At 40.9% G+C, this 23720-nt stretch carries 23 protein-coding genes and 1 pseudogene; all 24 read left to right on the plus strand.

The window, feature by feature from the left end; all coding sequences use genetic code 11:
* The first annotated feature begins 143 nt into the window (after positions 1-143).
* The 24 genes and pseudogenes from FTX54_RS07855 to mtrB all read left to right on the plus strand — a co-directional run bounded on the left by FTX54_RS07855 (position 144) and on the right by mtrB (position 23708).
* The gene (locus FTX54_RS07855) at positions 144-1187 is read left to right on the plus strand and encodes a helix-turn-helix domain-containing protein (protein WP_147804818.1); all 1044 of its coding nucleotides are present in this window, start codon (positions 144-146) and stop codon (positions 1185-1187) included.
* Positions 1188-1189: 2 nt separating this feature from the next.
* A complete protein-coding gene (locus tag FTX54_RS07860; protein ID WP_147804817.1) occupies positions 1190-2671 on the plus strand; it encodes a RecQ family ATP-dependent DNA helicase in 1482 nt (493 codons plus the stop codon).
* 18 nt (positions 2672-2689) lie between these two features.
* Complete coding sequence (locus FTX54_RS07865; protein WP_147804816.1) at positions 2690-3265, plus strand: CPBP family intramembrane glutamic endopeptidase; 576 nt, start codon at positions 2690-2692, stop codon at positions 3263-3265.
* A gap of 579 nt (positions 3266-3844) precedes the next feature.
* Positions 3845-5521, plus strand: coding sequence for a formate--tetrahydrofolate ligase (locus FTX54_RS07870; RefSeq protein WP_147804815.1), 1677 nt, complete (start codon positions 3845-3847; stop codon positions 5519-5521).
* A gap of 180 nt (positions 5522-5701) precedes the next feature.
* Positions 5702-6448 carry a metallophosphoesterase gene (locus FTX54_RS07875; protein WP_187254643.1) on the plus strand — a complete coding sequence of 249 codons (747 nt, stop codon included), beginning with the start codon at positions 5702-5704 and terminating at the stop codon, positions 6446-6448.
* A gap of 76 nt (positions 6449-6524) precedes the next feature.
* On the plus strand, positions 6525-7421 hold the full coding sequence (locus tag FTX54_RS07880; RefSeq protein ID WP_147804813.1) for a MerR family transcriptional regulator: 897 nt from the start codon (positions 6525-6527) through the stop codon (positions 7419-7421).
* 464 nt (positions 7422-7885) lie between these two features.
* Entirely contained in the window at positions 7886-9169 is a 1284-nt protein-coding gene (locus FTX54_RS07885; RefSeq protein WP_147804812.1) for a Glu/Leu/Phe/Val family dehydrogenase, read from the plus strand.
* A gap of 383 nt (positions 9170-9552) precedes the next feature.
* A complete protein-coding gene (locus FTX54_RS07890; RefSeq protein ID WP_147804811.1) occupies positions 9553-10554 on the plus strand; it encodes a YpdA family putative bacillithiol disulfide reductase in 1002 nt (333 codons plus the stop codon).
* Positions 10555-10726: 172 nt separating this feature from the next.
* A complete protein-coding gene (locus FTX54_RS07895) occupies positions 10727-11686 on the plus strand; it encodes an asparaginase (protein WP_147804810.1) in 960 nt (319 codons plus the stop codon).
* Positions 11687-11805: 119 nt separating this feature from the next.
* Positions 11806-11946, plus strand: a pseudogene (locus FTX54_RS07900) (IS110 family transposase); the annotation flags it as partial.
* A 209-nt stretch (positions 11947-12155) separates the two neighbouring features.
* On the plus strand, positions 12156-12830 hold the full coding sequence (gene prsW / locus FTX54_RS07905; RefSeq protein ID WP_147804864.1) for a glutamic-type intramembrane protease PrsW: 675 nt from the start codon (positions 12156-12158) through the stop codon (positions 12828-12830).
* 77 nt (positions 12831-12907) lie between these two features.
* A complete protein-coding gene (locus tag FTX54_RS07910; protein WP_187254642.1) occupies positions 12908-13075 on the plus strand; it encodes a hypothetical protein in 168 nt (55 codons plus the stop codon).
* Positions 13076-13437: 362 nt separating this feature from the next.
* The gene (gene cmk / locus FTX54_RS07915; protein WP_147804809.1) at positions 13438-14121 is read left to right on the plus strand and encodes a (d)CMP kinase; all 684 of its coding nucleotides are present in this window, start codon (positions 13438-13440) and stop codon (positions 14119-14121) included.
* Complete coding sequence (locus FTX54_RS07920; RefSeq protein ID WP_147804808.1) at positions 14114-14701, plus strand: lysophospholipid acyltransferase family protein; 588 nt, start codon at positions 14114-14116, stop codon at positions 14699-14701. The genes cmk and FTX54_RS07920 overlap by 8 nt, the downstream gene beginning before the upstream one ends.
* A gap of 93 nt (positions 14702-14794) precedes the next feature.
* Positions 14795-15949: a 30S ribosomal protein S1 gene (gene rpsA, locus FTX54_RS07925; RefSeq protein WP_147804807.1), complete on the plus strand. Its 1155-nt coding sequence runs from the start codon at positions 14795-14797 to the stop codon at positions 15947-15949.
* Positions 15950-16048: 99 nt separating this feature from the next.
* A complete protein-coding gene (gene fni / locus FTX54_RS07930; RefSeq protein ID WP_147804806.1) occupies positions 16049-17104 on the plus strand; it encodes a type 2 isopentenyl-diphosphate Delta-isomerase in 1056 nt (351 codons plus the stop codon).
* A 203-nt stretch (positions 17105-17307) separates the two neighbouring features.
* Positions 17308-18624, plus strand: coding sequence for a ribosome biogenesis GTPase Der (der, locus tag FTX54_RS07935; RefSeq protein ID WP_147804805.1), 1317 nt, complete (start codon positions 17308-17310; stop codon positions 18622-18624).
* A gap of 40 nt (positions 18625-18664) precedes the next feature.
* The gene (gene plsY, locus FTX54_RS07940) at positions 18665-19276 is read left to right on the plus strand and encodes a glycerol-3-phosphate 1-O-acyltransferase PlsY (protein ID WP_147804804.1); all 612 of its coding nucleotides are present in this window, start codon (positions 18665-18667) and stop codon (positions 19274-19276) included.
* Positions 19277-19290: 14 nt separating this feature from the next.
* Complete coding sequence (locus tag FTX54_RS07945) at positions 19291-20346, plus strand: NAD(P)H-dependent glycerol-3-phosphate dehydrogenase (RefSeq protein ID WP_147804803.1); 1056 nt, start codon at positions 19291-19293, stop codon at positions 20344-20346.
* Positions 20347-21275: 929 nt separating this feature from the next.
* A complete protein-coding gene (locus tag FTX54_RS07950; RefSeq protein WP_147804802.1) occupies positions 21276-21479 on the plus strand; it encodes a DUF2768 domain-containing protein in 204 nt (67 codons plus the stop codon).
* Between the two features lie 27 nt (positions 21480-21506).
* Entirely contained in the window at positions 21507-22229 is a 723-nt protein-coding gene (locus tag FTX54_RS07955) for a hypothetical protein (RefSeq protein ID WP_147804801.1), read from the plus strand.
* Positions 22230-22452: 223 nt separating this feature from the next.
* Positions 22453-22725 (plus strand): HU family DNA-binding protein, encoded by a 273-nt coding sequence (locus FTX54_RS07960; RefSeq protein WP_147804800.1) that lies wholly within the window; start codon positions 22453-22455, stop codon positions 22723-22725.
* Positions 22726-22904: 179 nt separating this feature from the next.
* A complete protein-coding gene (gene folE, locus FTX54_RS07965; protein ID WP_147804799.1) occupies positions 22905-23468 on the plus strand; it encodes a GTP cyclohydrolase I FolE in 564 nt (187 codons plus the stop codon).
* 12 nt (positions 23469-23480) lie between these two features.
* Positions 23481-23708: a trp RNA-binding attenuation protein MtrB gene (gene mtrB / locus FTX54_RS07970; RefSeq protein WP_147804798.1), complete on the plus strand. Its 228-nt coding sequence runs from the start codon at positions 23481-23483 to the stop codon at positions 23706-23708.
* Positions 23709-23720 lie beyond the last annotated feature (12 nt).

Genomic DNA, 23720 nt, shown 5'->3' on the forward strand with positions numbered 1-23720 from the left:
TTTGTATCTTTTAGTTCTACGCTTAACAATTGTATAGGTTCTCTGTAAACTTTTCAACAGTTATACAAAGAAGTTGGGAAGAGATCGCAGAATAATCTATAATGTAATTTACGAAACCTATTACGTAAGAGGAGAGATGTATATTGTACAGGCTTTACATCCATCTATTGAAAAAAATGGATGGAGGCAGAACTCTCAGTGGACCCGTCCATATTTTGAAAGGGAAAAGATCTGCAACCACGATACAGGATACAGCACTTTTCGGTTTGGAAAAATGGGCGGCTCTTTTAAAAAATATTTCCTACTCGCATTTGCGTATTGAAGAACAAAAATTGATTCAGAAAGAACTGGTAAGCATAATCGATAAACGAGCCTTTCTTACTGAAAGAGGAGAGGAGATTTTTCAGCGGAATAAGACCTTTTTTAACCACCTGGCTGTAGATGGAATGAAATGGGAATGGAATGGCGAAGCGGATATTTTTTGGCGGCGATTAACGCTGTTAGTTCAGACTTTAAGTTGGATGAAAGGTGGTTCAGCTTCCTTTATCCCAGTAAATTCTGATTATGAGGATAAAAAATTTGTGAAAAATCTGCTGAAATCCTATGAAGCAGAAGAGATTTCTTTGAAGCTCCATGGATTCCTGCTGCATGCTCTGAAAGCGGTCTCTGAAGAAGATGCAGAATTATTTGTAAACAGGCTGACCGGGCGCAGTCAAACAGGAAAAACGATCCGTCAGCTTAACAGCAGAGATGAAGAGATAATCTTTACATATCTGCGGTTCCGAAGCACCATCCATCATTTAATGAGTCAATTAACGGCAGAAGACAGTTTTTTACCTCTGCTGCTTCCTGAAGCATCGAGTCTCGGCGCAGTTACAACTTCCGCACGAATAACAGGAGACTTTTTATATAAAGGAATGTCTCTCAAAGAAATAGCGGCAGAAAGAGGTCTGAAAACAAGTACAATAGAGGATCACCTTGTTGAACTGGCTATGTACGATGATCATTTCCCATATCAAAACTTTATTAAAACCAGTGATATTAAAAAAGTAGAGCTTATTTTGGATGAAAAAGTAAATCTAGGGAAATTAAAAGAAATACGCAATGCTCTGAACGACGAACTAAATTATTTTGAAATTAGACTGGCACTGTCACTTCTGAACAGAAACAGTCAAAGGGGAAAGTGAAAATGGAAGCTTATCTTAAAAAACTTGGCTATACCTCGTTCCGTCCGGGACAGCGTGAAATTATTGAATATGTTTTGAAAGGTGAAGATGTATTTGCCATGCTCCCGACAGGAAGCGGTAAAACACTGTGTTACTATCTGCCATCAAAAATATTGGATGGACTGGTGGTTGTAGTTTCTCCTCTAGTCTCCTTAATGGCTGATCAAGTGGCTCAGCTGAAAGCTCAGGGAGATCGGAGTACAGCTCAATTGTCGAGCCTGCAGTCAAGGAAAGAAAAAGCAGAAGTTATCAATAAAATGAATAAATGGGATCTGCTGTACATGTCTCCTGAAATGCTGTCGGTGGATTTCATTCAGGAAATACTAAAAAAACAAAATATAGCTTTGTTTGTTGTCGATGAAGCACACTGCATATCGCAGTGGGGCTATGAATTCAGACTTGAATATCAGGAGCTTGGAAGCAGGATAGATGATCTTGGGAGACCCCCGGTTCTTGCGTTGACAGCTACAGCTACAGCACAAGTAAGGAAAGATATATTATCTCAGCTTCGGTTAAAAAAGCCTCAGGTTATTACGCATTCTGTGGACAGGAGAAACATTTATCTGGAAGTTAAAAAAGCAGCTTCGTTCCATGAAAAAATGGAAATGTTTCAGGAGGAGCTGGCATCGGTTCCTAAACCCTGTGTTGTCTACGCTGGCACAAGGAAAGCTGCAGAATTTTATTCGCAGGAAATAGAGAATTTCAGTTCAGCATACTATCATGGAGGGATGAACAAAGAGGACCGTACGCTTATTCAATCGCAGTTTTTAAATGACGAGCTGGAAGTTTTAACTGCTACGAATGCTTTCGGTATGGGAATTAACAAAGCAAATGTAAGAGCAGTGATTCATATGAGCATGCCTTCATCTCTGGAACATTATATTCAGGAAATAGGGAGAGCAGGCAGGGACAACCTCCAGAGTAAAGCTTTGATCATCGCAATGGAAAATGACAAACATCTGCCGCTTTCTTTTATAGAAAATGAATTGCCTGATAAAGAATGGCTGGAAAAACGACTGCTTCCGAAAATTACAGACGGGAAGCAGGCAGTAGAAGTTCAGCATGAATTGGAAGCATCTGATACTATGTGGAGCATGATAACGGGGCACCTGGAAAAAGAAGGGATAATAACAGAAGGTTTATTTACAACTGATCCCTCTTTAAAAGAGATTATTCATAAATTGGAAAAAAAGTATCAGGAAAGAAAAAAAGAAAAACTGAAGCAGGTAGAAGAAATGTACAGCTACACGAGAACCGACAAATGTTTAAGGGAAGTAATTGTACGTTTATTCGAAGAAGAGTTAAGGCAGCGGCCCGTATACTGTTGTTCAAACTGCCGCCATGTTCTAAAGTGGGACGAACACGGAAAATCTGAAGTGATAAATAATAGTGAAAAAATCGGATGGAAAAAAAAGCTGTCTGTTATTTTCTCTTATGACAAATGACAAAGGCGGTGGGGGAATGTGAATAATCAAGCCCGCATAATAGATCAGCTGAGTGACAAAGAACTATACGTAAACCTTTATATGACCCAGGGCATTATTTTCTGTGCTGCTCTGCTGGGAGCATGGATTCTACAGAGCAGTATTCTCGCCCCATTTCTATTAATCGATTTCACCTGGTCAGCTGCTTCTGCAGGCCTCCTGTTTGCAGGGATCATATTGCTTCTGGAAGTTCTCTTCACTTATACTTTACCAGAAAAATGGTTTGATGATGGTGGAATAAATGTTAGGATATTTAAAAATATGCCGGCGCACCTTATTGTTTTAGTCAGTGGAATCGTGGCTTTGTCTGAAGAACTTTTATTCCGCGGAGTATTGCAGACAGAATTTGGGATAGTGGTCTCTTCTCTAATATTCGCCCTTATTCATCTTCGATATTTAAAGAAAGTTTTTTTATTTTCTTTTGTGCTTGCCATGAGTTTCGGTCTCGGCTTCCTGTTTATGTGGACTGGTAATTTATGGTCTGTAATAGTGGCCCACTTCGTTATTGATTCTGTTCTTGGTCTGCTCATCAGATACCGCCATATAAGGAAATAATTAAACCGAATAGTAGAAATATTTACAAAAAAGTGGTATTGTTAATAGTAGAGAACATGGAAGGGAGATGGATACAATTGATACCTGAACGAACGGATTATGAAACCCGTGAGGAGAGTGTCCCCCCTCTCCCATCCCGAAAAACGATGCAGAGGAAAAAGAGCCCGTTTAAAAGTATAAGCCGCAGAAAAAAGAAGAAGAATCTGGAGTTTCCCCTCATCAGAATTTGCCTCCTGCTTTTCTTTACAATTATTACGGCAGTAGCTACATATCCGGTATGGATTGAACAGATTCGTTAAAGGGGCTTTTCAGGTGAAAATCTTTCTATGTTGCAGCTGTCAAGGCTGCTTACCGGGCTTCTTTTAAACATCGTTTTATCAGCGTCTGAAACTTCAGTTTCTGGTCTAGGAGAGAACAAATCTAAGTTTAACTTACGCTGAAAGTTAATATTATATTGGGATTTCAGCCGTCTGTAGCTATATGGAGGGCTTTGTCTTTTGATAAGAACAGTATTTAAATTACTTTTTTAACTGCTGTCGTACAGCAAAATATTTTTAATAAGAATAAAGGAGAATACCGATGAATGTAATTCCCTCTGATATTGATATAGCGCAGCAGGCAAAGTTGGAAAAGATTACGAAAATCGCTCACGGTCTTGGAGTCGATGAAGAATTTGTAGCACCCTATGGACATTATAAAGGAAAATTATCACTTGAGCTTCTACATAATGCAAGTGGAAAAAAAGATGGAAAGATCATTTTAGTTACAGCGATTAATCCTACTCCTGCTGGTGAAGGAAAATCGACAATGACGGTTGGGCTGGGCCAGGCGTTAAATCATATTGGTAAAAAAGCTGTAGTTGCCATTCGGGAACCGTCTTTAGGACCAACAATGGGGATGAAGGGAGGAGCCTGCGGCGGCGGTTATTCACAGGTTGTTCCCATGGAGGATATAAATCTGCATTTCACTGGAGATATCCACGCAATAACAACTGCTCACAACGCGTTAACCGCATTAATCGACAACCATATTCACCGTGGAAACGAGCTTGGTCTGGATGTAAGGAAACTCACATGGAAACGAGTTATGGATATGAATGACCGATCTCTCCGTCACATCGTTGCAGGACTCGGGGGCCCTTTACAGGGTGTTCCTCATGAGTCAGGATTCGATATTACGGTAGCTTCTGAAATTATGGCCATATTATGTCTGGCTGACGGTATTAATGACCTGAGAAGCAGACTGAAGAAAATGGTCATTGGGTACACTTTTCATGATGAGCCATTAACAGTAGCTGATTTGGAAGTCGAAGGAGCTCTGACACTGCTTTTAAAAGATGCGATGATGCCAAACCTGGTTCAGACTTTGGAAAATACTCCAGCCCTCATTCACGGAGGACCATTTGCAAATATAGCTCATGGCTGCAATAGTGTAGTAGCTACAAAAATGGCGGCTAAATTGGGAGATTATGTAGTGACAGAAGCCGGGTTCGGAGCAGATCTGGGCGCTGAAAAATTCATGAATATAAAATCCAGGGCTGGAAATATTAAACCAAGTGTAGTTGTAATTGTAGCTACAATTCGTGCTCTGAAGATGCACGGCGGTGCGGCCAAAGCTGATTTAAAGCAGGAAAATTTACATGCTCTGGAAAAAGGGTTTGAGAATCTTGATAAACACATCGAATCGATTCGTGCATTTGGGCTTCCGCCCGTTGTGGCTGTTAATCGTTTCACCCACGACACGGAAGAAGAAATAAATGTATTAATGAAATATTGCAGACAAAAAGGCGTAGCTGTTGAATTAGCTGAAGTTTGGGAGAAGGGCGGAGCAGGCGGAGTGAAACTTGCTGAGAAAATCATTCAGGCAGCGGATGAACCTTCTGTATTCACACCACTTTATGATCTTGAGTTAACTATTGAAGCGAAAATAAATAAAATTGCAAAGGAGATATACGGAGCTGACGGAGTGGATTTTTCCGTTGAAGCAAAAAAACAACTGGAAAGAATCACCGATAGTGGATGGGGTACTCTGCCTGTCTGTATGGCTAAAACCCAGTATTCCTTATCTGATGATGCCTCTAAAATTGGAAGACCCCGAAACTTTCGAATAACCGTGAGGGAACTCAGAGTTTCAGCGGGAGCAGGATTTGTAGTTGCCCTGACAGGTAATGTAATGACAATGCCGGGCCTTCCAAAACGACCGGGAGCTCTGGACATGGATGTGTCCGAAGATGGGAACGCAGTAGGACTTTTCTAACTTTTTCTAGTACGTATTATCAGGATAACTTCTAGTATTGTTGCGGAACACTTCTCGGTATTCTGAGAGGTGTTCTTTTTATTTTCTGGAATTTATATAATAAAGGCTGTCTTCGTTATCTTTTTTATGTATCTCTATGGTAAGATACGTATAACGTTTGTACAGGAGGAGATAGTGTCAATGAGGGTTTTAATATATATGGTGACTGGATTGAGTGCACTCGTATGCTATATGTTCTTCAGAGCCAGAATAACAGAATTCCTCGTTCATGATATTTCATTTTTTGAAAACAATCTGTCTAAGCGGCTGCTGTTTATTTCTGACCTTCATAAAAGAAAGGTTTCCAAAAAGGATATAAAAAGAGTGGGTAATGTCGATCTTATTCTTATTGGTGGAGATATAACAGAAAAAGCAGCAGATAACGGAACGCTGTTAGATAATCTTAAAACGTTAACTGCAAAGGCTCCTGTCTATTTCGTATGGGGTAACAATGACTATGGAAAGAGAAAAAAACTCCAGGAATACCTTGTATTGTATAACGTGAACCAGCTTAATAACCGAAATGTTACATTTGAAGAAGAGGGCTGGTCTCTCGCCGGGGTCGAGGATCTTAATTTTCATTTTCATAATATGAATGAAGCATTAAACGGTGCTGTGAACCCAACACTTCTCTTATGTCATGACCCTGAAATTATTAAAGAATCAAACAGATATACTAACATAAAATTAATACTATCCGGACATACACATGGAGGACAAATAAGAATCGGGAAATTTTCACCTGCTCCTAAGGGGAGCCTGAAAAAATATCAGGATATCACACACCTCACTTCCAATGGATACGGAACTACAAGACTTCCGCTGCGCCTCGGTGCACCACCACAGATTCATGTAATTAATCTTGTTAACGTTTCGAAGCAGAGATGAAGAGAGTATTATTATGCTATAATTTAAACTAAATAAATCATATTTATAATTAACCAAGAAGCAGGTGAAAAACCTTATGGCAGAGCAGCAGGGGAAATATAATATTAAAGCAGTATCTAATTTATTAGGGATTCATGCAGGAACATTGAGGGCTTGGGAGAGACGGTACAAGATTATAGAACCCATCCGAAACGAGGCAGGCCACAGGCTTTATAGTGATGAACATATTCGTATACTAAAGTGGATAGTTAACAAAGTAGATAATGGTTTTACGATTGGACAGGCTGTAGATCTTTTAAACAAACAGGAAGAGCCGGCCTTTATTGATCATGATCCACGTTTTACGAATCAAATGGACGTTTTAAAAGAGCAGATAATGCATGAACTTCTCCATTTCCAGGAAAATAAAGCCAACGAATTAATTGACCGTGCTTTTGGGCTGTTTTCCACCGATAAAGTACTAATTCATATTATGGGAGGAATTCTGCAGGAAGTAGGCATGAAATGGGAAAGAAGGGAGATATTTACTGCTCATGAACATTTTGTTACCTCGCTTCTAAGGACAAGGATAGGAATGGTATTTCATTCCCTGCCTATAAATGGCTTTCTACCTAAAGCAGTTTGTGTTTGCGGCCCGCAGGACCAGCATGAATTAGGTTTGTTGATTTTTACTTATTATTTAAAGCAGCGGGGATACGAAACCGTTTATCTGGGTGCTGGAATTCCGGCAGAAGATGTTGAGCAGGTAGTTAAGGAAGTGGATGCCAAACTGGTAGTTGTGTCTACTACGCTGCCGGATCATTTATCAAAAGCTTTAAATCTGGCAGAAAACCTCCACGAAACCTTTCAGGATATAAAGGTTGGACTTGGAGGACATGCACTGAAAAATTTAAATGTCTTTGAAAAGAATAAATATAAAGATTTGTTAATAGGTAATAATGAAAATGAATGGAACACCTGGTTAAAGAAATGATTCTGAAGGCTGTCAAAAACGGTAAGGATAGTATTTTCGCCGGCTATACGACATTATAAATATAGAAAAAGAGGCGGTAGAGCCTCTTAATCACAAAAATGAACATCGAGAGAGCCTTATATGACAGATCAATATATTAGTGTAAGAGCCAATATATGGTGAACAAGCCGGCGACTTCAGAAGAATCATTAACGTCTTAAAATCCGCTCTTCCGGTGGACGAGGTAAATGTGTTAGTGGAGCAGGAAATCCGCATGGTTTCTCCACGGCAGGTGGAGAAGCTAAAACTCAGCTTTTATGTATAAGTTACCTTCAAAAAATTATTTTTTTATTTCGTTCTCCTCAGGGTGCTGGAAAGAAATAAAAAAGTATGTGGAAAAAAGCTGTATACTTCTTTATAGTAAGAAGTGAGAAGAAATTTTTTAAAGAAGATAAATTTCGAGACCACACTTAGAGGTGAAACTTATGGTAGATAAAACTAAACTCGAAAAAGATGCGGAGCGTGTAAAAAAAGAAAAGAATGTTCTGGAATCAACCCAGACTGTTATTCACAAAGCTCTCGGCAAATTAGGGTATTCTGAAGAAGTTTTTGAACTGCTTAAAGAACCTCTTCGGATGATGACTGTTCGAATTCCGGTGAAAATGGACGACGGTTCCACTACTATCTTTACAGGTTTCCGCGCGCAGCACAATGACGCAGTTGGACCTACTAAAGGAGGAGTCAGGTATCACCCTAACGTAACAGAAACAGAAGTGAAAGCGCTGTCAATATGGATGAGTCTGAAAGCAGGGATTGTAGGGCTTCCTTATGGCGGGGGGAAAGGCGGAATAATCTGTGATCCCCGCAATATGTCTTTTCCGGAAGTAGAAAGATTAAGCCGGGGGTATGTACGTGCTATAAGTCAAATCGTTGGACCCACTAAAGATATACCAGCTCCGGACGTTCAAACGAATTCGCAGATCATGGCATGGATGATGGATGAATACAGCCGCATGAAAGAATTCGATTCTCCTGGATTCATTACGGGTAAACCATTAGTGCTGGGAGGTTCTCACGGCAGAGAATCAGCTACTGCTAAAGGGGTAACAATATGTATCCGGGAAGCCGCCAAGAGAAAAGGTATTAATCTCGAAGGCGCACGTATCGTTATACAGGGGTTTGGAAATGCAGGTAGTTTCCTTGCCAAGTTTATGCACGATGCCGGAGCTAATGTAGTGGGGATATCTGACGTTCAAGGAGGGCTTTACGACCCGGAAGGTCTTGATATTGACTATCTTCTGGACAGAAGAGATAGTTTTGGAACAGTTTCAAACCTCTTCAAAAACACAATATCCAATGATGAGCTTTTAGAACTGGAATGTGATATTTTGGTGCCGGCTGCTATCGAAAATCAAATTACCGAAAAAAATGCGGACCGTATAAAGGCAAGCATTATCGTAGAAGCGGCAAACGGCCCTACTACGATGAAAGCGACGGAAATGCTGTATAACAGGGGGATTCTGCTGGTTCCTGATGTGTTGGCGAGTTCCGGAGGTGTAACGGTTTCTTATTTTGAATGGGTTCAAAATAACCAGGGGTTCTACTGGGAAGAAGAAGAGGTTGAAGAAAGGCTGCAGGCTGTTATGGTGAAGGCATTTGAAAATGTTTACCGGGTTGCTCAGATGCGAAATGTTGATATGCGTCTTGCTGCATATATGGTCGGTGTTAGAAAAATGGCAGAAGCCAGCCGGTTCCGGGGATGGATTTAAAAGCTGAAATTCGATATACTATTAATTAAGCTGTTCCTTTTTCAAGGGAGCAGCTCTTTTATATTTCTATTTTTGAAATAGTTATTTGAGCATTTAACATGATTATTTACGGTTTTTCCCGGAAGGATTTACACCGCTTTTTGCAGAGCAGCGGAACAAAAGGATTGTCTTTTCATCCGGTTATAAAAATCTTTTCAAAAAAGGAACATTCTTAAACTGTTCCGGGAAAAAAAGCTGTCATACCACTCCCGGTCCATATATAGATGTCTGTTCAAAGCACCTGCTTCCGGGGGTTTCTTATTGGAATAATAAAGAAAGCTATGAACAGTCAAGCAGATGAAGGTATCCAGCGAATATTATGCTGAAAGGAAAGAGTTGATAAAGTGCAGCAGGAAAAAGTAATAATTATTGGCGGCGGCCCTTGTGGATTATCAGCAGCTATTGAACTGCAGATGAAAGGATTAAACCCGCTGATCATTGAAAAGGGAAATCTGGTTCACTCCATCTATAAATATCCGACTCATCAGCAGTTTTTCAGTACAAGTGAAAAACTTTCTGTAGGGGGCATTCCCTTTTATAGTACTGAGAGAAAACCGAAAAGAAACGAAGCTTTAGTTTATTACCGCAAAGTCGCTGAGGAAAAAGAGGTAAGGATCAACTCATATGAGGAAGTAATCGCTATTGAAGAGCATACTGATGGAGGAAATTATAAATTATCTACAGAAAGTAAAGGGGAAACCAAAGAATACCTTACCGAATATATTGTTGTGGCAACTGGCTATTACGACTCTCCCAATTCGATGAATATTCCAGGAGAAGAACTTCCGCACGTCTATCATTATTTTCACGAGGCTCACCCTTATTTTGGTCAAAAAGTTGCGGTTATCGGCGGAAAAAATTCAGCGGTAGATGCGGCATTGGAATTGGAAAAAGCCGGGGCTGAAGTGACAGTTTTTTATCGCGGAAGTGATTATTCACCAAGTATAAAGCCCTGGATTCTTCCGGAATTTGAGTCCCTTGTAAAAAACGAAAAAATTAGAATGTATTTTAATACGTCAATTACTAATATTGAAAGAGAAAGTATTTTCTTTCTTCAAAAAGGTATGGAGGATTCAATAAAGGTGGATTTCGTATTCGCAATGACCGGCTATCATCCCGACCATTCCTTTATTCGCAGCATGGGGGTACAGGTGGACGATGCAAGCGGAAGGCCGGATTATTCTCCCCTAACAATGGAAACAAATAAAAATAATATTTTTATTGCGGGAGTTATTGCGGCAGGGAATAACGCGAATGAGATTTTTATTGAAAACGGACGCTGGCATGGACAGTATATTGCTGAAGAAATTTATAAAAAAGAGGTTCAAAAAGTCATTTCTAAATAATGAAATGAACGGGATAGTGCATAACGTATCAACATTTCTCTGTTCAAATGCTTCATGATCTGTTTCGGAATATCGATGTATTTTCTGCAGAAGGGTCAAGGAATGGCTTTATCAGAAGAAGTTGTATGTACGAACACTGCTGCTATTCTAACTGCAGACAGGAGGGGAATTCATGAAAAAAGTTTTAATCATATCTACAGGCGGAACGATTGCCAGTGTAGAAAATGCGGAAGGGAAACTCGAGGCTGGAAGGTATTCCGGCGAAGAATTGGGAGATAAACTTGGAATACCGGAAGAAATAGAAGTTAAAATTATCTCGGCTTTTCAGAAGCCGAGCGTACATATTACTTTCGATGATCTGGACGAATTGAAAGACATAGTCGAAAAACAGAAAGAATCTTTCGACGGAGTCGTCATTACTCATGGTACTGATACTCTGGAAGAGTCAGCATATTATTTGGATTTAACTTCAAACGTAGAGATCCCGGTCGTTTTTACAGGCTCGCAGCGGTCGCCGGATGCTCTGGGAAGTGATGCCTATATTAACCTCCGCCATGCTGTTTATGCTGCGGCAAGTGAGCAGCTTCGTAATATCGGAGTAACAGTCGTTTTCAATGAACGGATATTCTCTGCAAAATATGTAAAAAAAGAGCATGCTTCAAATATTCAGGGGTTTAATGCTTTCGGTTTTGGTTATCTCGGTATTATAGATAATGATGAAATTCACCTTTATCAAAAACCGGTTTCCAGGCAATATTATGAAGTCGTCCATCAGGAGAAAGTAGACGTGGAAATTGTTAAGTGTTATATGAACGCTTCTGAAGTTTTTATTAAAGCCTGTATTCAACAAAAGAGTGATGGAATTATTTTAGAAGCTCTCGGCAGAGGTCAGATACATCCAGACATGGTAGATGCAGTAAGTGAAGCGATTGAAAACGGTATTCCTGTAGTGATTACGACGGCTTCAGAAGAAGGTCATGTATATACGACTTATGACTACAAGGGAAGTGCTTACGATTTATATAACAGGGGCGTAATTTTAGGTAGAGATTACGACAGCAAAAAAGCAAGAATTAAACTTATTGCCTCTCTCCGCTCTTCGAAAGACATTTATCAGGCTTTTAAATATTAAGCTCTTTTAAAGCATTCCTGTAAAGTGTTAATTTCCACTTTGAAAAAACAGGGGCCCCTCGCTAAGATAAGAATAGAGACTCGACTCTACTATTCCAATCCTTGAGGAGGGACCTTACTATGAAGTTTGAAATGCAGGACCAACAAAATCAACGGATTGCCCGTATTTCTTCCAGTCACCTGATTATCGGGGTGGATATTGCCCAGCATCACCACGTGGCACGGGCTGTCAATTACCGGGGCATCGCCTTTGGTAAGCCGCAGGCCCTCCAATAACAACACGCAGCTTTAACAGAGACACTCATGCAGGATCACTGTACCTCCCATGGAAACGAAAGCGTTCGTCTATCGCTTATCTACTTTATTTTCAAGGTAGCCATATATTAATTGTGTCAGTGTCTGGTATCGTTTCAACAGCTGCTGCGTCTCCCTGCTGCAAAGGATAAGTGAAAAAGAAGGGACTGAAAACGATGATAGGTATCCTGACCGCAGCCTGCGCACCGGCTATTGCTCTGCTGACTTTTTTTTATTTAAAAGATGAGTTTGAACAAGAACCGGTTCATATGGTAATTAGGTGCTTTGTATTCGGTGCCCTTCTTGTATTTCCAGCGATGTTTACTCAGTATGTTATTTCTGAAGAAACGAGCATGACTTCCCCGTTATTTCACATATTAATAGAAACGGTATTTATTGAAGAATTTTTCAAGTGGTTTACAGTACTTGGAGCGGTTTATTTTCATGTTCATTTTAATCAAAGATATGATGGAATAGTTTATGCTGTTGCTGTAGGACTAGGGTTTGCGGCCATGGAAAATATATTTTATCTTCTCGCAAACGGACTTGAATCAGCATTTCTTAGAGCGGTATTTCCAGTCACTAGTCATGCTCTATTTGGTGTAGTAATGGGATATTATTTTGGTCTTGCAAAATTTTCAAAGCATAAGTTTCTTTTTTTATCCGCCGCTGTAGTTCTGCCCTACATCTTCCATAGTATTTACAATGCTATACTTATACACTTTGAAAGCTGGTCCGTATTAATTATCCCTTTTATGATCTTTCTATGGATATTTGCTATGCACAAAGTTAAGCTTGCAAACAGACAGCATTCCAATAGTGATGAGGCAGTTCCGTGGCGCTTTTCTTGATATCACCGGCTTTTCCGTTGTATGATAAGATACATCAGAATAAACTACTTACAGTTCAAGGAAAGGGAGTGAGTTTTTTGCCAGAAACAAAGCAAAGATACAAAGTAACGATTCGTTGTCAAAACTGCGGCGAAAAATATATCCTTCGGGGTCGTCCCAATGAAAATGGTGGATTTGATACTGGCTTTAAACGCTGCGTCTGTGGAAATGAAACGGCATTTGATCTGGATGTTGCTCCTGAATAAGTCTATATAGTGGAATACGGCAGGTTACTGTCGTATTTTTTATGTAGTATAATTAATATACCGCTTCTTAAATAATTGTTTCAAAAAAGTTAATGGTCTTGATGAAAGAGAAGACACCTTCCTGATGCTCTTTCACTAAGACCTCCATGAAGATGCCGTGTGGACCCATAAGGAATCCCTGTCTTTTGCTCCAGCTTCATTCAGTAAATGCGGGTTTTATTATCCTGTGCCGCATGCTCTGCCCGTTTACATTCAGGCTGTGCTGCAGATGGATAGCAGAAAATAGCTTATTAGACCTGTTTTACAGGTTATGATACGATTGTAACAAACAAAATATTAATAATAACAGTGAGGTATGCAGCATGAATTCAAATATTAACGTAGCTATCGATGGTCCTGCAGGAGCTGGAAAAAGTACAGTTGCTAAACTTCTCGCTGCAAAGCTGTCTTTCGTGTATATAGATACAGGTGCCATGTACAGAGCACTTACTTGGAAAGCAAAAGAAGACAACGTGGACTATCATGATGAAGTATCCCTGACAAAACTTCTGGAAAAAATGGATCTTGAGCTGAAGTATGAGCAGGGCGGCGTCAAAATAATTCTCGGCGGAAAAGATATTACAGAAGCAGTTCGATCACCTGAAGTTACAAACAACGTTTCTTACGTAGCAAGGCATGCCCGAATTCGTGATTATATGGTTATGAAACAGCAGGAACTTGCTGCAAAAGGCAAGACGGTAATGGACGGCAGAGATATCGGCACCGCAGTTCTTCCTGAAGCAGCTGTGAAGTTTTTTCTGACAGCAAGTGTGCAGGAAAGAGCCGAAAGAAGATATCTTGAACAGACAGAAAAAGGGATCGAGTCGGACATTGAGCTGTTAAAAGAAGAGATTTCCAAAAGGGACCGGCTGGATACTGAAAGAAAAACAGCCCCTCTGAAGAAAGCGGACGACGCTTTGGAAATAGATACTACGAACATGAGTATTGACGAAGTGGTGGAACGTTTGTTAACTATAACTCAGGAGCAGATGGAAGCCTATGAATAAAATCTATGCAGCAGGTCAATTTTTATCACGGACATTTTTCCGGCTGTTCTTCCGGCCACAGATTTTAGGGAAAGAAAACATACCTTCGGAAAAAGGAGTACTTCTTTGCAGCAATCATATCAATAATCTGGACCCGCCGCTTGTGGGAGCGTTTTTGAAGCGTCAGACAAATTTCATGGCTAAGGCCGAACTTTTTGAAGTCCCTGTACTCAAGTTTATTCTCCCGAAAGTGGATGCTTTTCCAATAAAAAGAGGGTCCAGTGATCGTCAGGCGATGCGTACAGGATTGAAACTGTTAAAAGATGGGGAAGTTGTCGGGGTTTTCCCTGAAGGTACGAGAAGCAGAACCGGGAAACTTGGTAAAGGACTTTCAGGAGTAGGGTTTTTTGCGCTGCGGTCCCCTGCTGATGTTATTCCCTGTGCTATAATAGGATCATACAAGCCGTTTTCCAAATTACTTATTGTTTATGGGAAGCCGGTTGACATGGATAGCATGAGAGAACGTAAACTCTCACCCGAAGAAGCTACAGAGGAAATTATGCAATCAATTCAAGAACTTTTAGATAAATATAAAAAATAAGAAGGAATTCTCCTCTTACATGGAGAATTGCATATATTGAAGAAGTCTTTTGAGGCCCGCTATTTTTGACGGGGTATAGGGAGGTAATTGTCAATGTCAGAAGAAATGAACAATGAAATGACGGATTTCCGTTCGCTGTCAGTCGGTGATCTCGTCAATGGTACAGTGGCGAAAGTGGAAGATAAGCAGGCTTTTGTTAACGTAGGATACAAAATGGATGGAGTGCTTCCTATAAGTGAGCTGTCCAGTCTTCACGTTGAGAAAGTCAGCGATGTTCTGGAAGAGGGCGAAGAGTATGAGTTCAAAGTTACAAAGCTCTCAGAAGATGAGCTCGTACTTTCGAAAAAAGCAGTAGTAGCTGAAAAGGCGTGGGAAGAAATGGAACGACGCCTGGAAAGCGGAGAGATATTTGAAGCTGAGGTGGCAGATGTTGTCAAAGGCGGACTGGTTGTGGATGTCGGCGTACGCGGATTTATACCAGCTTCGCTTGTTGAACGCCATTATGTTGAAGATTTTTCTTCATACAAAGGACGCACACTCCGCTTAAAAGCTGTTGAAATGGACCGTGAAAGAAATAAACTGATTCTTTCTCAACGGGCTGTACTGGATGCTGAAGCGAGTGAGAAGAAAAAAGAAACACTCGAAAAAATCGCTGAAGGAGATATTATTTCCGGCACCGTGCAGCGATTGACTGATTTCGGAGCTTTCGTTGATGTCGGCGGTGTAGACGGTCTTGTACACATTTCCCAGATGGCGCATCAGCATGTAGAAAAACCTTCAGATGTAGTATCCGAAGGGGATCAGGTAAATGTAAAAGTGTTGTCTGTAGATCCGGACAATGAGCGTATTTCCCTTTCTATTAAAGATACACTTCCCGGGCCGTGGGAGGCTATTGCAACTCAAATTAAACAGGACGATGTGCTGGAAGGTACTGTAAAACGTCTCGTTTCTTTCGGAGCATTTGTAGAAGTTGCTCCCGGCGTGGAAGGACTTGTGCATATTTCGCAAATCGCCAATCGGCACATTGCAACTCCGGGAGAAGTGTTAACAGAAGGAGATAAAGTTCAGGCAAAAGTACTTGATGTTAATGTAGGTGACAAGCGTATTTCCCTCAGTATAAGGGTGCTTGAAGAAGATAAAGTGGAAAAAGAAGAATCACAGGCTAAACAGGAGTACAAAAAAGAAGACGACGGCGGGTTTTCCTTAGGAGATATGATCGGGGATCAGCTGAAAAAATACAAAAATTAATTCGCTCTTCAAGAAGCAACGGAACCTGTGGATCTAAATGATCCGCCTGTTCCGTTGCTCTATTTATGCAGCGAAGTAAGGAATAGAGGGGAAATTTCATTGAGCAGAGAATCAAGAAAGCTGGATCATATAAAAAACGCTTTAGCCTCTGGAGCCCGAGGGGAAAATGGACTCGATGATATCCACTTTGTACATAACAGTTTACCTGAAACTAATGTAAAAGATATCTCACTGAATACTTCTTTAGCAGGCATGGATTTATCGGCTCCTCTTCTTATAAACGCGATGACAGGAGGAGGGGGAGAGCAGACCGAAGCGATAAATGGAAGCCTTGCTGAGGTTGCCGGGCAATTACAAATTCCAATTGCTGTCGGTTCTCAAATGGCGGCTCTGAAAGATCCAACTCAGCAGGAATCTTATAAAGTAGTGCGCAGGAATAACCGCAGAGGTAAAGTTTTTGCGAACGTAGGCAGTGAAGCAGGAGTTTCCGATGCTTTGCAGTGTGCTGAAATGATTGAGGCAGATGCCCTGCAGGTTCATTTAAATACAGTTCAGGAACTGATTATGCCCGAGGGCGACAGAGATTTTACCGGAACTTTGTCGAGGATAGAAGCTATAGTAAGAGAATTAAATATACCGGTAATCGTTAAAGAAGTAGGATTTGGAATGAGCAGAGAAGCTTCTGCATTGATTCAGCAGGCGGGAGCAAAAGCTGTAGATACCGGCGGAAGCGGAGGTACAAGCTTTGCAGTAATAGAAAACGAAAGAAGGGAAAGGCCTCTTGAATTCTTTGAAGACTGGGGCATTCCTACAGCAGTAAGTATAGCTGAAGCTGAATCTTCTTTGGATATAGATATCATCGGTTCCGGGGGGATAAGGACAGCTTATGATACTGCAAAAGCTATCGCACTCGGAGCCTGTTCATGCGGAACGGCAGGGCAGGTGTTGAACTGGCTGCATACGAAGGGACAGCGCGGCACACATGAATCTCTGGAAATGATGATGAAAGATATCACTTTAATCATGACTGCGGTTGGAGCTGCAGATATAAAAAGTCTTCAGAACGCTCCGGTTGTCATTCTTGGAGAAACGAAAGACTGGCTGGAACAGAGAGGAATCGATACGAGGATCTATGCAGCAGACCGCAGAGGATAGAATAAAGCTCACCATGCACACGGAAATATGGCTCATTAAATAAATGCTTTTTTTATATTTGGTCTGGTGCTAGTATGTAGTTATACGTTTCATGAGTCGATAATACTTACATAAGCATTGATCTTACTGCTTATGATGGCGTTCATTATCAGAGAGAAGAACAGAATTAAAAGTAATTTGAATTTTGAAAGCGGGGAAATAATGTGTCAAAGCCAGTTTTAGCAATTGTAGGACGCCCTAATGTAGGGAAATCTACTATTTTCAATAGGTTAATTGGAGAAAGACTAGCAATCGTCGAAGATAAACCGGGTGTAACAAGGGATAGAATTTATAGCACAGCCGAGTGGCTGAACCACGAATTTTTTCTGATCGACACCGGTGGGATAGAAATGTCGGATGAGCCGCTGCTTGAACAAATGCGTATGCAGGCAGAATTAGCTATTGATGAAGCTGATGTTATCTGCTTCGTAGTTAATGGCCGTGATGGGATTACAGGAGCTGACGAAGAAGTAGCACAGCTGCTGCAGCGTTCCAACAAACCGGTTGTTATCGCAGTTAATAAAATGGATGATCATTCCATGCACGAAAAACTTTACGAATTCTACAGTCTTGGAGTAGGAGATCCTTACCCGGTCTCCGGATCACATGGTTTAGGTCTTGGTGATATGCTGGATGCCGCATGTTCTTACTTTCCGGAGGATCATGGAACCGACTACGATGTAGATACGATACGCATGAGTTTAATCGGAAGGCCGAACGTAGGTAAATCCTCTCTTGTGAATGCAATTTTAGGAGAAGAAAGGGTTATTGTGAGCAGTATCCCGGGAACGACGAGAGATGCTATCGATACTCCTTTTATAAGAGATGATCAGGAATATGTAGTAATCGATACGGCTGGGATGAGAAAGCGCGGGAAAGTTTACGAAACGACTGAAAAATACAGCGTGCTTCGTGCTTTAAAGGCGATTGATCGTTCTGATGTAGTTCTGGTCGTAATCGATGGGGAAGAAGGTATTATAGAGCAGGACAAAAAAATAGCTGGATATGCTCATGAAGCCGGAAGAGCAGTAGTTCTGGTTGTTAATAAATGGGATGCGGTTCAAAAAGACGATAAAACGATGCAGAAATTCGAGCAAAAAATCCGAGATCAGTTTCAATTTCTGGACTATGCACCAATCGTTTTCCTGTCAGCTCTTACGAAACAAAAACTTCACCAGCTTCTGCCGGTCGTCAATCAGGTAAGTGAATCTCACAACCTTCGAATAAAAACCAATGTACTGAACGATGTGATTGTAGACGCTGTCACTTCCAATCCAACTCCGACAGATCACGGTGGGAAAAGATTGAGAATTAATTATACAACTCAGGTGGCTGTAGCACCACCGACATTTGTTTTATTTGTGAACGATCCGGAATTAATGCACTTTTCTTACAGGCGCTATCTGGAAAACAATATCCGCAGGGCATTTGGGTTTATTGGAACGCCAATTAGAATTCTTGAAAGAAAAAAGAGTGAATAAAAACTGCCGGGTCTAATATAGAGAGGGGGGACTCTATTAGATGAATATTGCTGCTGTTATATTATCTTATTTAATAGGAGCTGTTAGTTTTAGTTATGTTACAGGACAGCTCCTTAAAAAGCTGGATATCCGCGATCATGGAAGCGGAAATGCAGGAGCTACGAACACGCTTCGTGTTCTGGGGATAGGGCCGGCTGTAGCTGTTCTTCTGCTTGACTGTGCAAAGGGCATCGCTGCCGTTTGGATTGGCTATGCTGTGAGCGGGGGAGATCCTTTAATTGCTGCTTTATGCGGTACTGCGTCTGTACTCGGGCACAATTGGCCTGTGTATTTCGGTTTTCGGGGTGGAAAAGGAGTGGCTACAACAATAGGAGTGTTGGCTACTCTTGTTTTTTGGCCTGCATTGATTGCTGGCATAGTTGCTATATCAGTTATTGTCATTACCCGGTATGTTTCACTCGGATCTCTGCTCTTTATGATCGGGACAACAATCATTACTGCACTTTTTAATCAATTTTTCGACTATCCTTTTGTTTATGTTTATTTTTTAGCAGCTTTAACGCTCCTTTCATTATGGAAACATAGAGAGAATGTTAATAGACTTATAAAAGGCTCAGAAAGTAAGCTGGGTGAAAAAGTGGAAACTACGTAAACGGGGGGATAAAGATGAAAAAAGCAGCTGTCATAGGAGCCGGGAGCTGGGGAACGGCTTTAGCAATGGTACTTGCTGATAATGGACATGAAGTTAAGCTTCTTTCGAGAACAGAGAAGCACGCAGATACTATTAATAAAACTCACAAAAATACCCGCTACTTATCCGGAGTGTCACTTCCGGAATCCATTAAAGCTTTTTCCTCCATGGAGGAAGCAGTATCCGGTGCTGATTTTATTGTGCTTGTTGTACCTACAAAGGCTATGAGGGAGGTTCTTCCTAAGCTGAAGCCTTTTATCAGCGAAAACGCTGTATTAGTTCATGCAAGTAAAGGAATTGAGCCTGAATCCCACATGCGTATTTCGGAAATTATTGCTGAAGAGCTTGATAACAGAGCAGTTGTATGTTTAAGTGGTCCGAGCCATGCAGAAGAAGTATGTAAACGTCAGCCCACAACAGTGACTTGTTCTTCCCTTCATATGGATCTTGCAGAAGAAGTGCAGGATCTATTTATGAATCAATCTTTCCGTGTTTATACCAATCCGGATTTAATTGGTGTGGAACTTGGCGGAGCGCTTAAAAATATTATTGCTATTGGTTCTGGAATGACAAGCGGACTTGGATTTGGTGATAATGCCCGGGCAGCACTAATGACCAGAGGCCTTGCAGAAATATCCAGACTGGGAGTGAAGCTTGGAGCCAATCCTTTAACCTTCTCCGGCCTTTCGGGTCTGGGAGATTTAATTGTTACATGCACCTCTTTTCACAGCAGAAACTGGCGGGCTGGTAACATGATTGGAAAAGGAATGTCGGTTTCCCAGACAGAAAATGAAATGGGAATGGTGGTAGAAGGAGTGCGCACGACGAAAGCTGCTTATCAGCTTTCGGAGAAATATCATATTGATATGCCTATTACAAGAGAACTGTATGCGGTGTTGTTTGAAGATAAAGATGTAGAGGAAGCAGTAGAGGCACTGATGGGCAGAGTGAAAAAAAAGGAAGTAGAAGAGTTAATGCGAGGTCAGACATCCTCCATGGGAAAAGATCCGCTTGACCACTTCGAGCCCTGATTAGAAAATCAGCATATTTAAAACTTGAAATCAGATGTTCGTGTAAATAAACTGTTGATTCTTATACACTTCAACTACCTTCATGGCGTTTACTATGAAGGTAGTTTGCTGTTATACAGCATACGACAGCATTTTTATTTGAAAGGCTGCCTTGAAAATACTGTAGATAATCGATGCACGGGCGCTTTCGTTTCCATGGGGCCAGGGCCGGCCTCAGCTAATTCCGTCCTCTCTTCCGTCGGGCGGGGTGGGATCCGTCCTTCACCGCCCCGGAGTCGCCCCATGTCCTCTGCAGCTTACGGTAAAAATACTGAGCAGCATCTAATAGAGAAGACCCCTTCTGAATAAACTTCCTTTCACCTGTATAGAATTGGGACCCTTCTTTCCTGTAAAAGGCCATTTTCATTCATTATGGTGCAGCGATCTTTCCTGAGTGTCTCTGTTAAAGCTCTCGTGTTGTTTTCGGAGTAACAGTAGCTCTTTCACCTGCCGCGGAAAAAGTATGTGGTTTCCCTGACGGCCGGAAGGACCTGCACGTACTTCCTCAGTCGTCTCTGCCCTGATCCTTTTTTTGGAATGAAAAACATAGTTCATGGAAAGCAGAAGTTCTTCTCTTGCCGTGAAGAAAAATTCAATGGAAACATGACCGTGTAAGAAGCAGATTGGAAGATCCCGGAGAGGCGCAGCCCGCCCGGAAATCTCCGCCATCTCAGAGGTGAAGTGGACTTTTCTTCAATTTATTACCACCAGACTTTTACACAGCTTGTTATTTGAAAGGATTAGCTGATAAATTGGAAATTATTTTCTATTAAATCGTTGATAACTGTTATGTACATAGTGAAATTCCAACGTACGCAAGTCATGCATCGTCAGCAATATTGTGCTATAATAATGCAGAATTGAAGGGTGAAAGGGGGAGGAAATAAAAAATGTTTGAAGATCCATTACTGAAAATGTGGGTGTCTTTTATTGCAATAGGTCTCATGTTTCTCTCCGTCGTTATTACGATTTTTACAAAGGAAAAATTGTCCGGCTTTCTTCGTTATTCACTATTAACAATAAGTTTTGTATGCATTATGGTATCGGGTATTATCGTAATGCTGGTGACATTCAGCGGGCCGGTTCCCGATTAATAAATTATTTAGTGAGGCAGGGGTAGTATGAGAATAAAACCGCTGATTTTCGCAGCTGTTTCCGTTTTACTGCTTTCTGGATGTCTGTACCCTCAGGAAGAAAGAAGCCGGGATTCAGGTCCCAATCAGGAACAGCTTGAAAGGGTTCAGACTGCTGTTACTCAGTTTCACCAGAACACCGGTGTACTTCCTATAGCTACAAGGGAGGCAGACACTCCAATTTTTCGTAAATATCCAGTACAGTTTACTCAGTTAATACCAACTTATCTGAGTGAACCTCCAGGTAATTCTTTTGAAAATGGAGGAACTTATCAATATGTACTGATAAATGTAGAAGAGATGCCGGAAGTTAAACTGATAGATTTAACCACGGTGCGTAAAATTCAGGAGTTAGAGACAAGGTTATTCACTTACAGAAGCACAAATGATTATGCACCTGTAGAAGAAGTGATCGGCAACGAACTTTTAAAGCTTGATTATGAAGCTTTAGGATATGAAGAAGAACCGGTAGTGGACAGTCCTTTTCACCCGGATCATTTACTGCCGCTTTTATATACAACTGATGGAGACGTTGTTATTGATTACTCGCTCGATATCAGGCATTATATGGAGGAATATGGCATGGGTGAATATGAAGAAGGCGATGACCTCCGGTGGTTGTTAGTGGATGAAGCTCCTTTTGTGCCTGCTTATTCTCTTCCGCAGACAGTAGAAAACGGAGAAATTCATTTTATAAAAGAAGAAAATTAAGGGAAGCTCTGAAAATAACAAAGCTTATTTTCAGAGCTTTTTTTCATAAAAATTTCCATTTTCACCAAAAAATCAATAAAAAAACAAAGAAAAACGTAAAAATTGTTGAATTTAGAGGCTTTTTCGTTTAACATAAGCCTTGTTATCCCGTCATATCAAGGGTTAACAGATTTTTAAGAATTATAAAGAGGATATGAGTTTAGTCTGTAGGGAGGTGAGTATTGTGAACAAAACAGAACTTATCAACGCAGTTGCTGAAAAAACAGAGCTTTCTAAGAAAGATGCGACAGGTGCTGTTGATGCAGTCTTTGATATTATCACTGACGCACTTCAAAAGCAGGAGAAAGTTCAGTTGATCGGATTCGGTAACTTTGAAGTACGCGAGCGTGCGGCACGTAAAGGTCGTAATCCGCAGACTGGAGAAGAGATTGAAATTCCTGCAAGCAACGTACCTGCATTTAAGCCGGGTAAGGCACTTAAAGATGCAGTTAAGTAAAAAAAATTACATAAGTAGCCTTATGTAATAAAGAAACCCGATAAGCTTCGGCTTACCGGGATTTCTTTTTGTTCTGAGCTCGATTTGTTGTTTTACAATTTACAGCTGTGCTATTATCATTACATTGCTTATTATACAAATTAAACGTACCAGTTTAAGCTGAATGGGGGAAGTTTATAATGGCTCAGGTGGATCACGAAAAAATTGAACAGGCAGTTACAATGATTCTTGAAGCTGTGGGGGAAGACCCTAAAAGAGAAGGTTTGGAAGATACTCCTAAACGAGTTGCCAGAATGTATGAAGAGATTTTTCAAGGGCTGAAGCAGGATCCGAAAGAACATTTTAAAACGGTATTTGGGGAAGATCATGAAGAACTTGTTTTAGTTAAAGATATTCCATTTTACTCTACCTGCGAGCACCATCTTGTACCTTTTTTTGGTAAAGTACATATAGGCTATTTACCTAAAGGAGGTAAGGTTACTGGTTTAAGTAAAATGGCAAGAGCTGTAGAGGCAGTGACGAAGCGGCCTCAGCTTCAAGAACGGATTACATCGACAATTGCTGATTCCATGGTGGAAACTCTGAATCCACTGGGAGTTATTGTTATTGTAGAAGCAGAGCATATGTGTATGACGATGCGTGGAGTTAAAAAACCGGGTTCCCAAACGGTTACCTCCGCGGTTAGAGGAGCTTTTAAAGATAATGATGCTGCTCGTGCCGAAGTAATGGCATTAATTAAATAAGGCCGAGGAGGAATAAACGTGGCACAGTCCAATGATTATATTGTTATTAAAGCAAATCAGGATGGAGTAAACGTAATAGGCCTCACCCGCGGTACGGATACGAGGTTTCACCACTCCGAAAAGCTGGATAAAAATGAAATGATGATCGCTCAGTTTACTGAACATACTTCAGCTATAAAAATACGCGGCGACGCAACGATTCAAACTGCTCATGGAGAAATGAAAAGTGGAAACGAATAAACTATTGCAAAA

The organism is Alkalicoccus halolimnae (genome assembly GCF_008014775.2).
GTDB classification, from domain to species: Bacteria; Bacillota; Bacilli; order Bacillales; family Salisediminibacteriaceae; genus Alkalicoccus; species Alkalicoccus halolimnae.

Excerpts from the sequence above, each read along its gene's own strand:
- FTX54_RS07860 (WP_147804817.1), top strand. The coding sequence starts at position 1,190 with ATGGAAGCTTATCTTAAAAAACTTGGCTATACCTCGTTCCGTCCGGGA.
- FTX54_RS07870 (WP_147804815.1), top strand. The coding sequence starts at position 3,845 with ATGAATGTAATTCCCTCTGATATTGATATAGCGCAGCAGGCAAAGTTG.
- FTX54_RS07875 (WP_187254643.1), top strand. The coding sequence starts at position 5,702 with ATGAGGGTTTTAATATATATGGTGACTGGATTGAGTGCACTCGTATGC.
- FTX54_RS07880 (WP_147804813.1), top strand. The coding sequence starts at position 6,525 with ATGGCAGAGCAGCAGGGGAAATATAATATTAAAGCAGTATCTAATTTA.
- FTX54_RS07885 (WP_147804812.1), top strand. The coding sequence starts at position 7,886 with ATGGTAGATAAAACTAAACTCGAAAAAGATGCGGAGCGTGTAAAAAAA.
- FTX54_RS07895 (WP_147804810.1), top strand. The coding sequence starts at position 10,727 with ATGAAAAAAGTTTTAATCATATCTACAGGCGGAACGATTGCCAGTGTA.
- prsW (WP_147804864.1), top strand. The coding sequence starts at position 12,156 with ATGATAGGTATCCTGACCGCAGCCTGCGCACCGGCTATTGCTCTGCTG.
- cmk (WP_147804809.1), top strand. The coding sequence starts at position 13,438 with ATGAATTCAAATATTAACGTAGCTATCGATGGTCCTGCAGGAGCTGGA.
- FTX54_RS07920 (WP_147804808.1), top strand. The coding sequence starts at position 14,114 with ATGAATAAAATCTATGCAGCAGGTCAATTTTTATCACGGACATTTTTC.
- rpsA (WP_147804807.1), top strand. The coding sequence starts at position 14,795 with ATGTCAGAAGAAATGAACAATGAAATGACGGATTTCCGTTCGCTGTCA.
- plsY (WP_147804804.1), top strand. The coding sequence starts at position 18,665 with ATGAATATTGCTGCTGTTATATTATCTTATTTAATAGGAGCTGTTAGT.
- FTX54_RS07945 (WP_147804803.1), top strand. The coding sequence starts at position 19,291 with ATGAAAAAAGCAGCTGTCATAGGAGCCGGGAGCTGGGGAACGGCTTTA.
- FTX54_RS07950 (WP_147804802.1), top strand. The coding sequence starts at position 21,276 with ATGTTTGAAGATCCATTACTGAAAATGTGGGTGTCTTTTATTGCAATA.
- FTX54_RS07955 (WP_147804801.1), top strand. The coding sequence starts at position 21,507 with ATGAGAATAAAACCGCTGATTTTCGCAGCTGTTTCCGTTTTACTGCTT.
- folE (WP_147804799.1), top strand. The coding sequence starts at position 22,905 with ATGGCTCAGGTGGATCACGAAAAAATTGAACAGGCAGTTACAATGATT.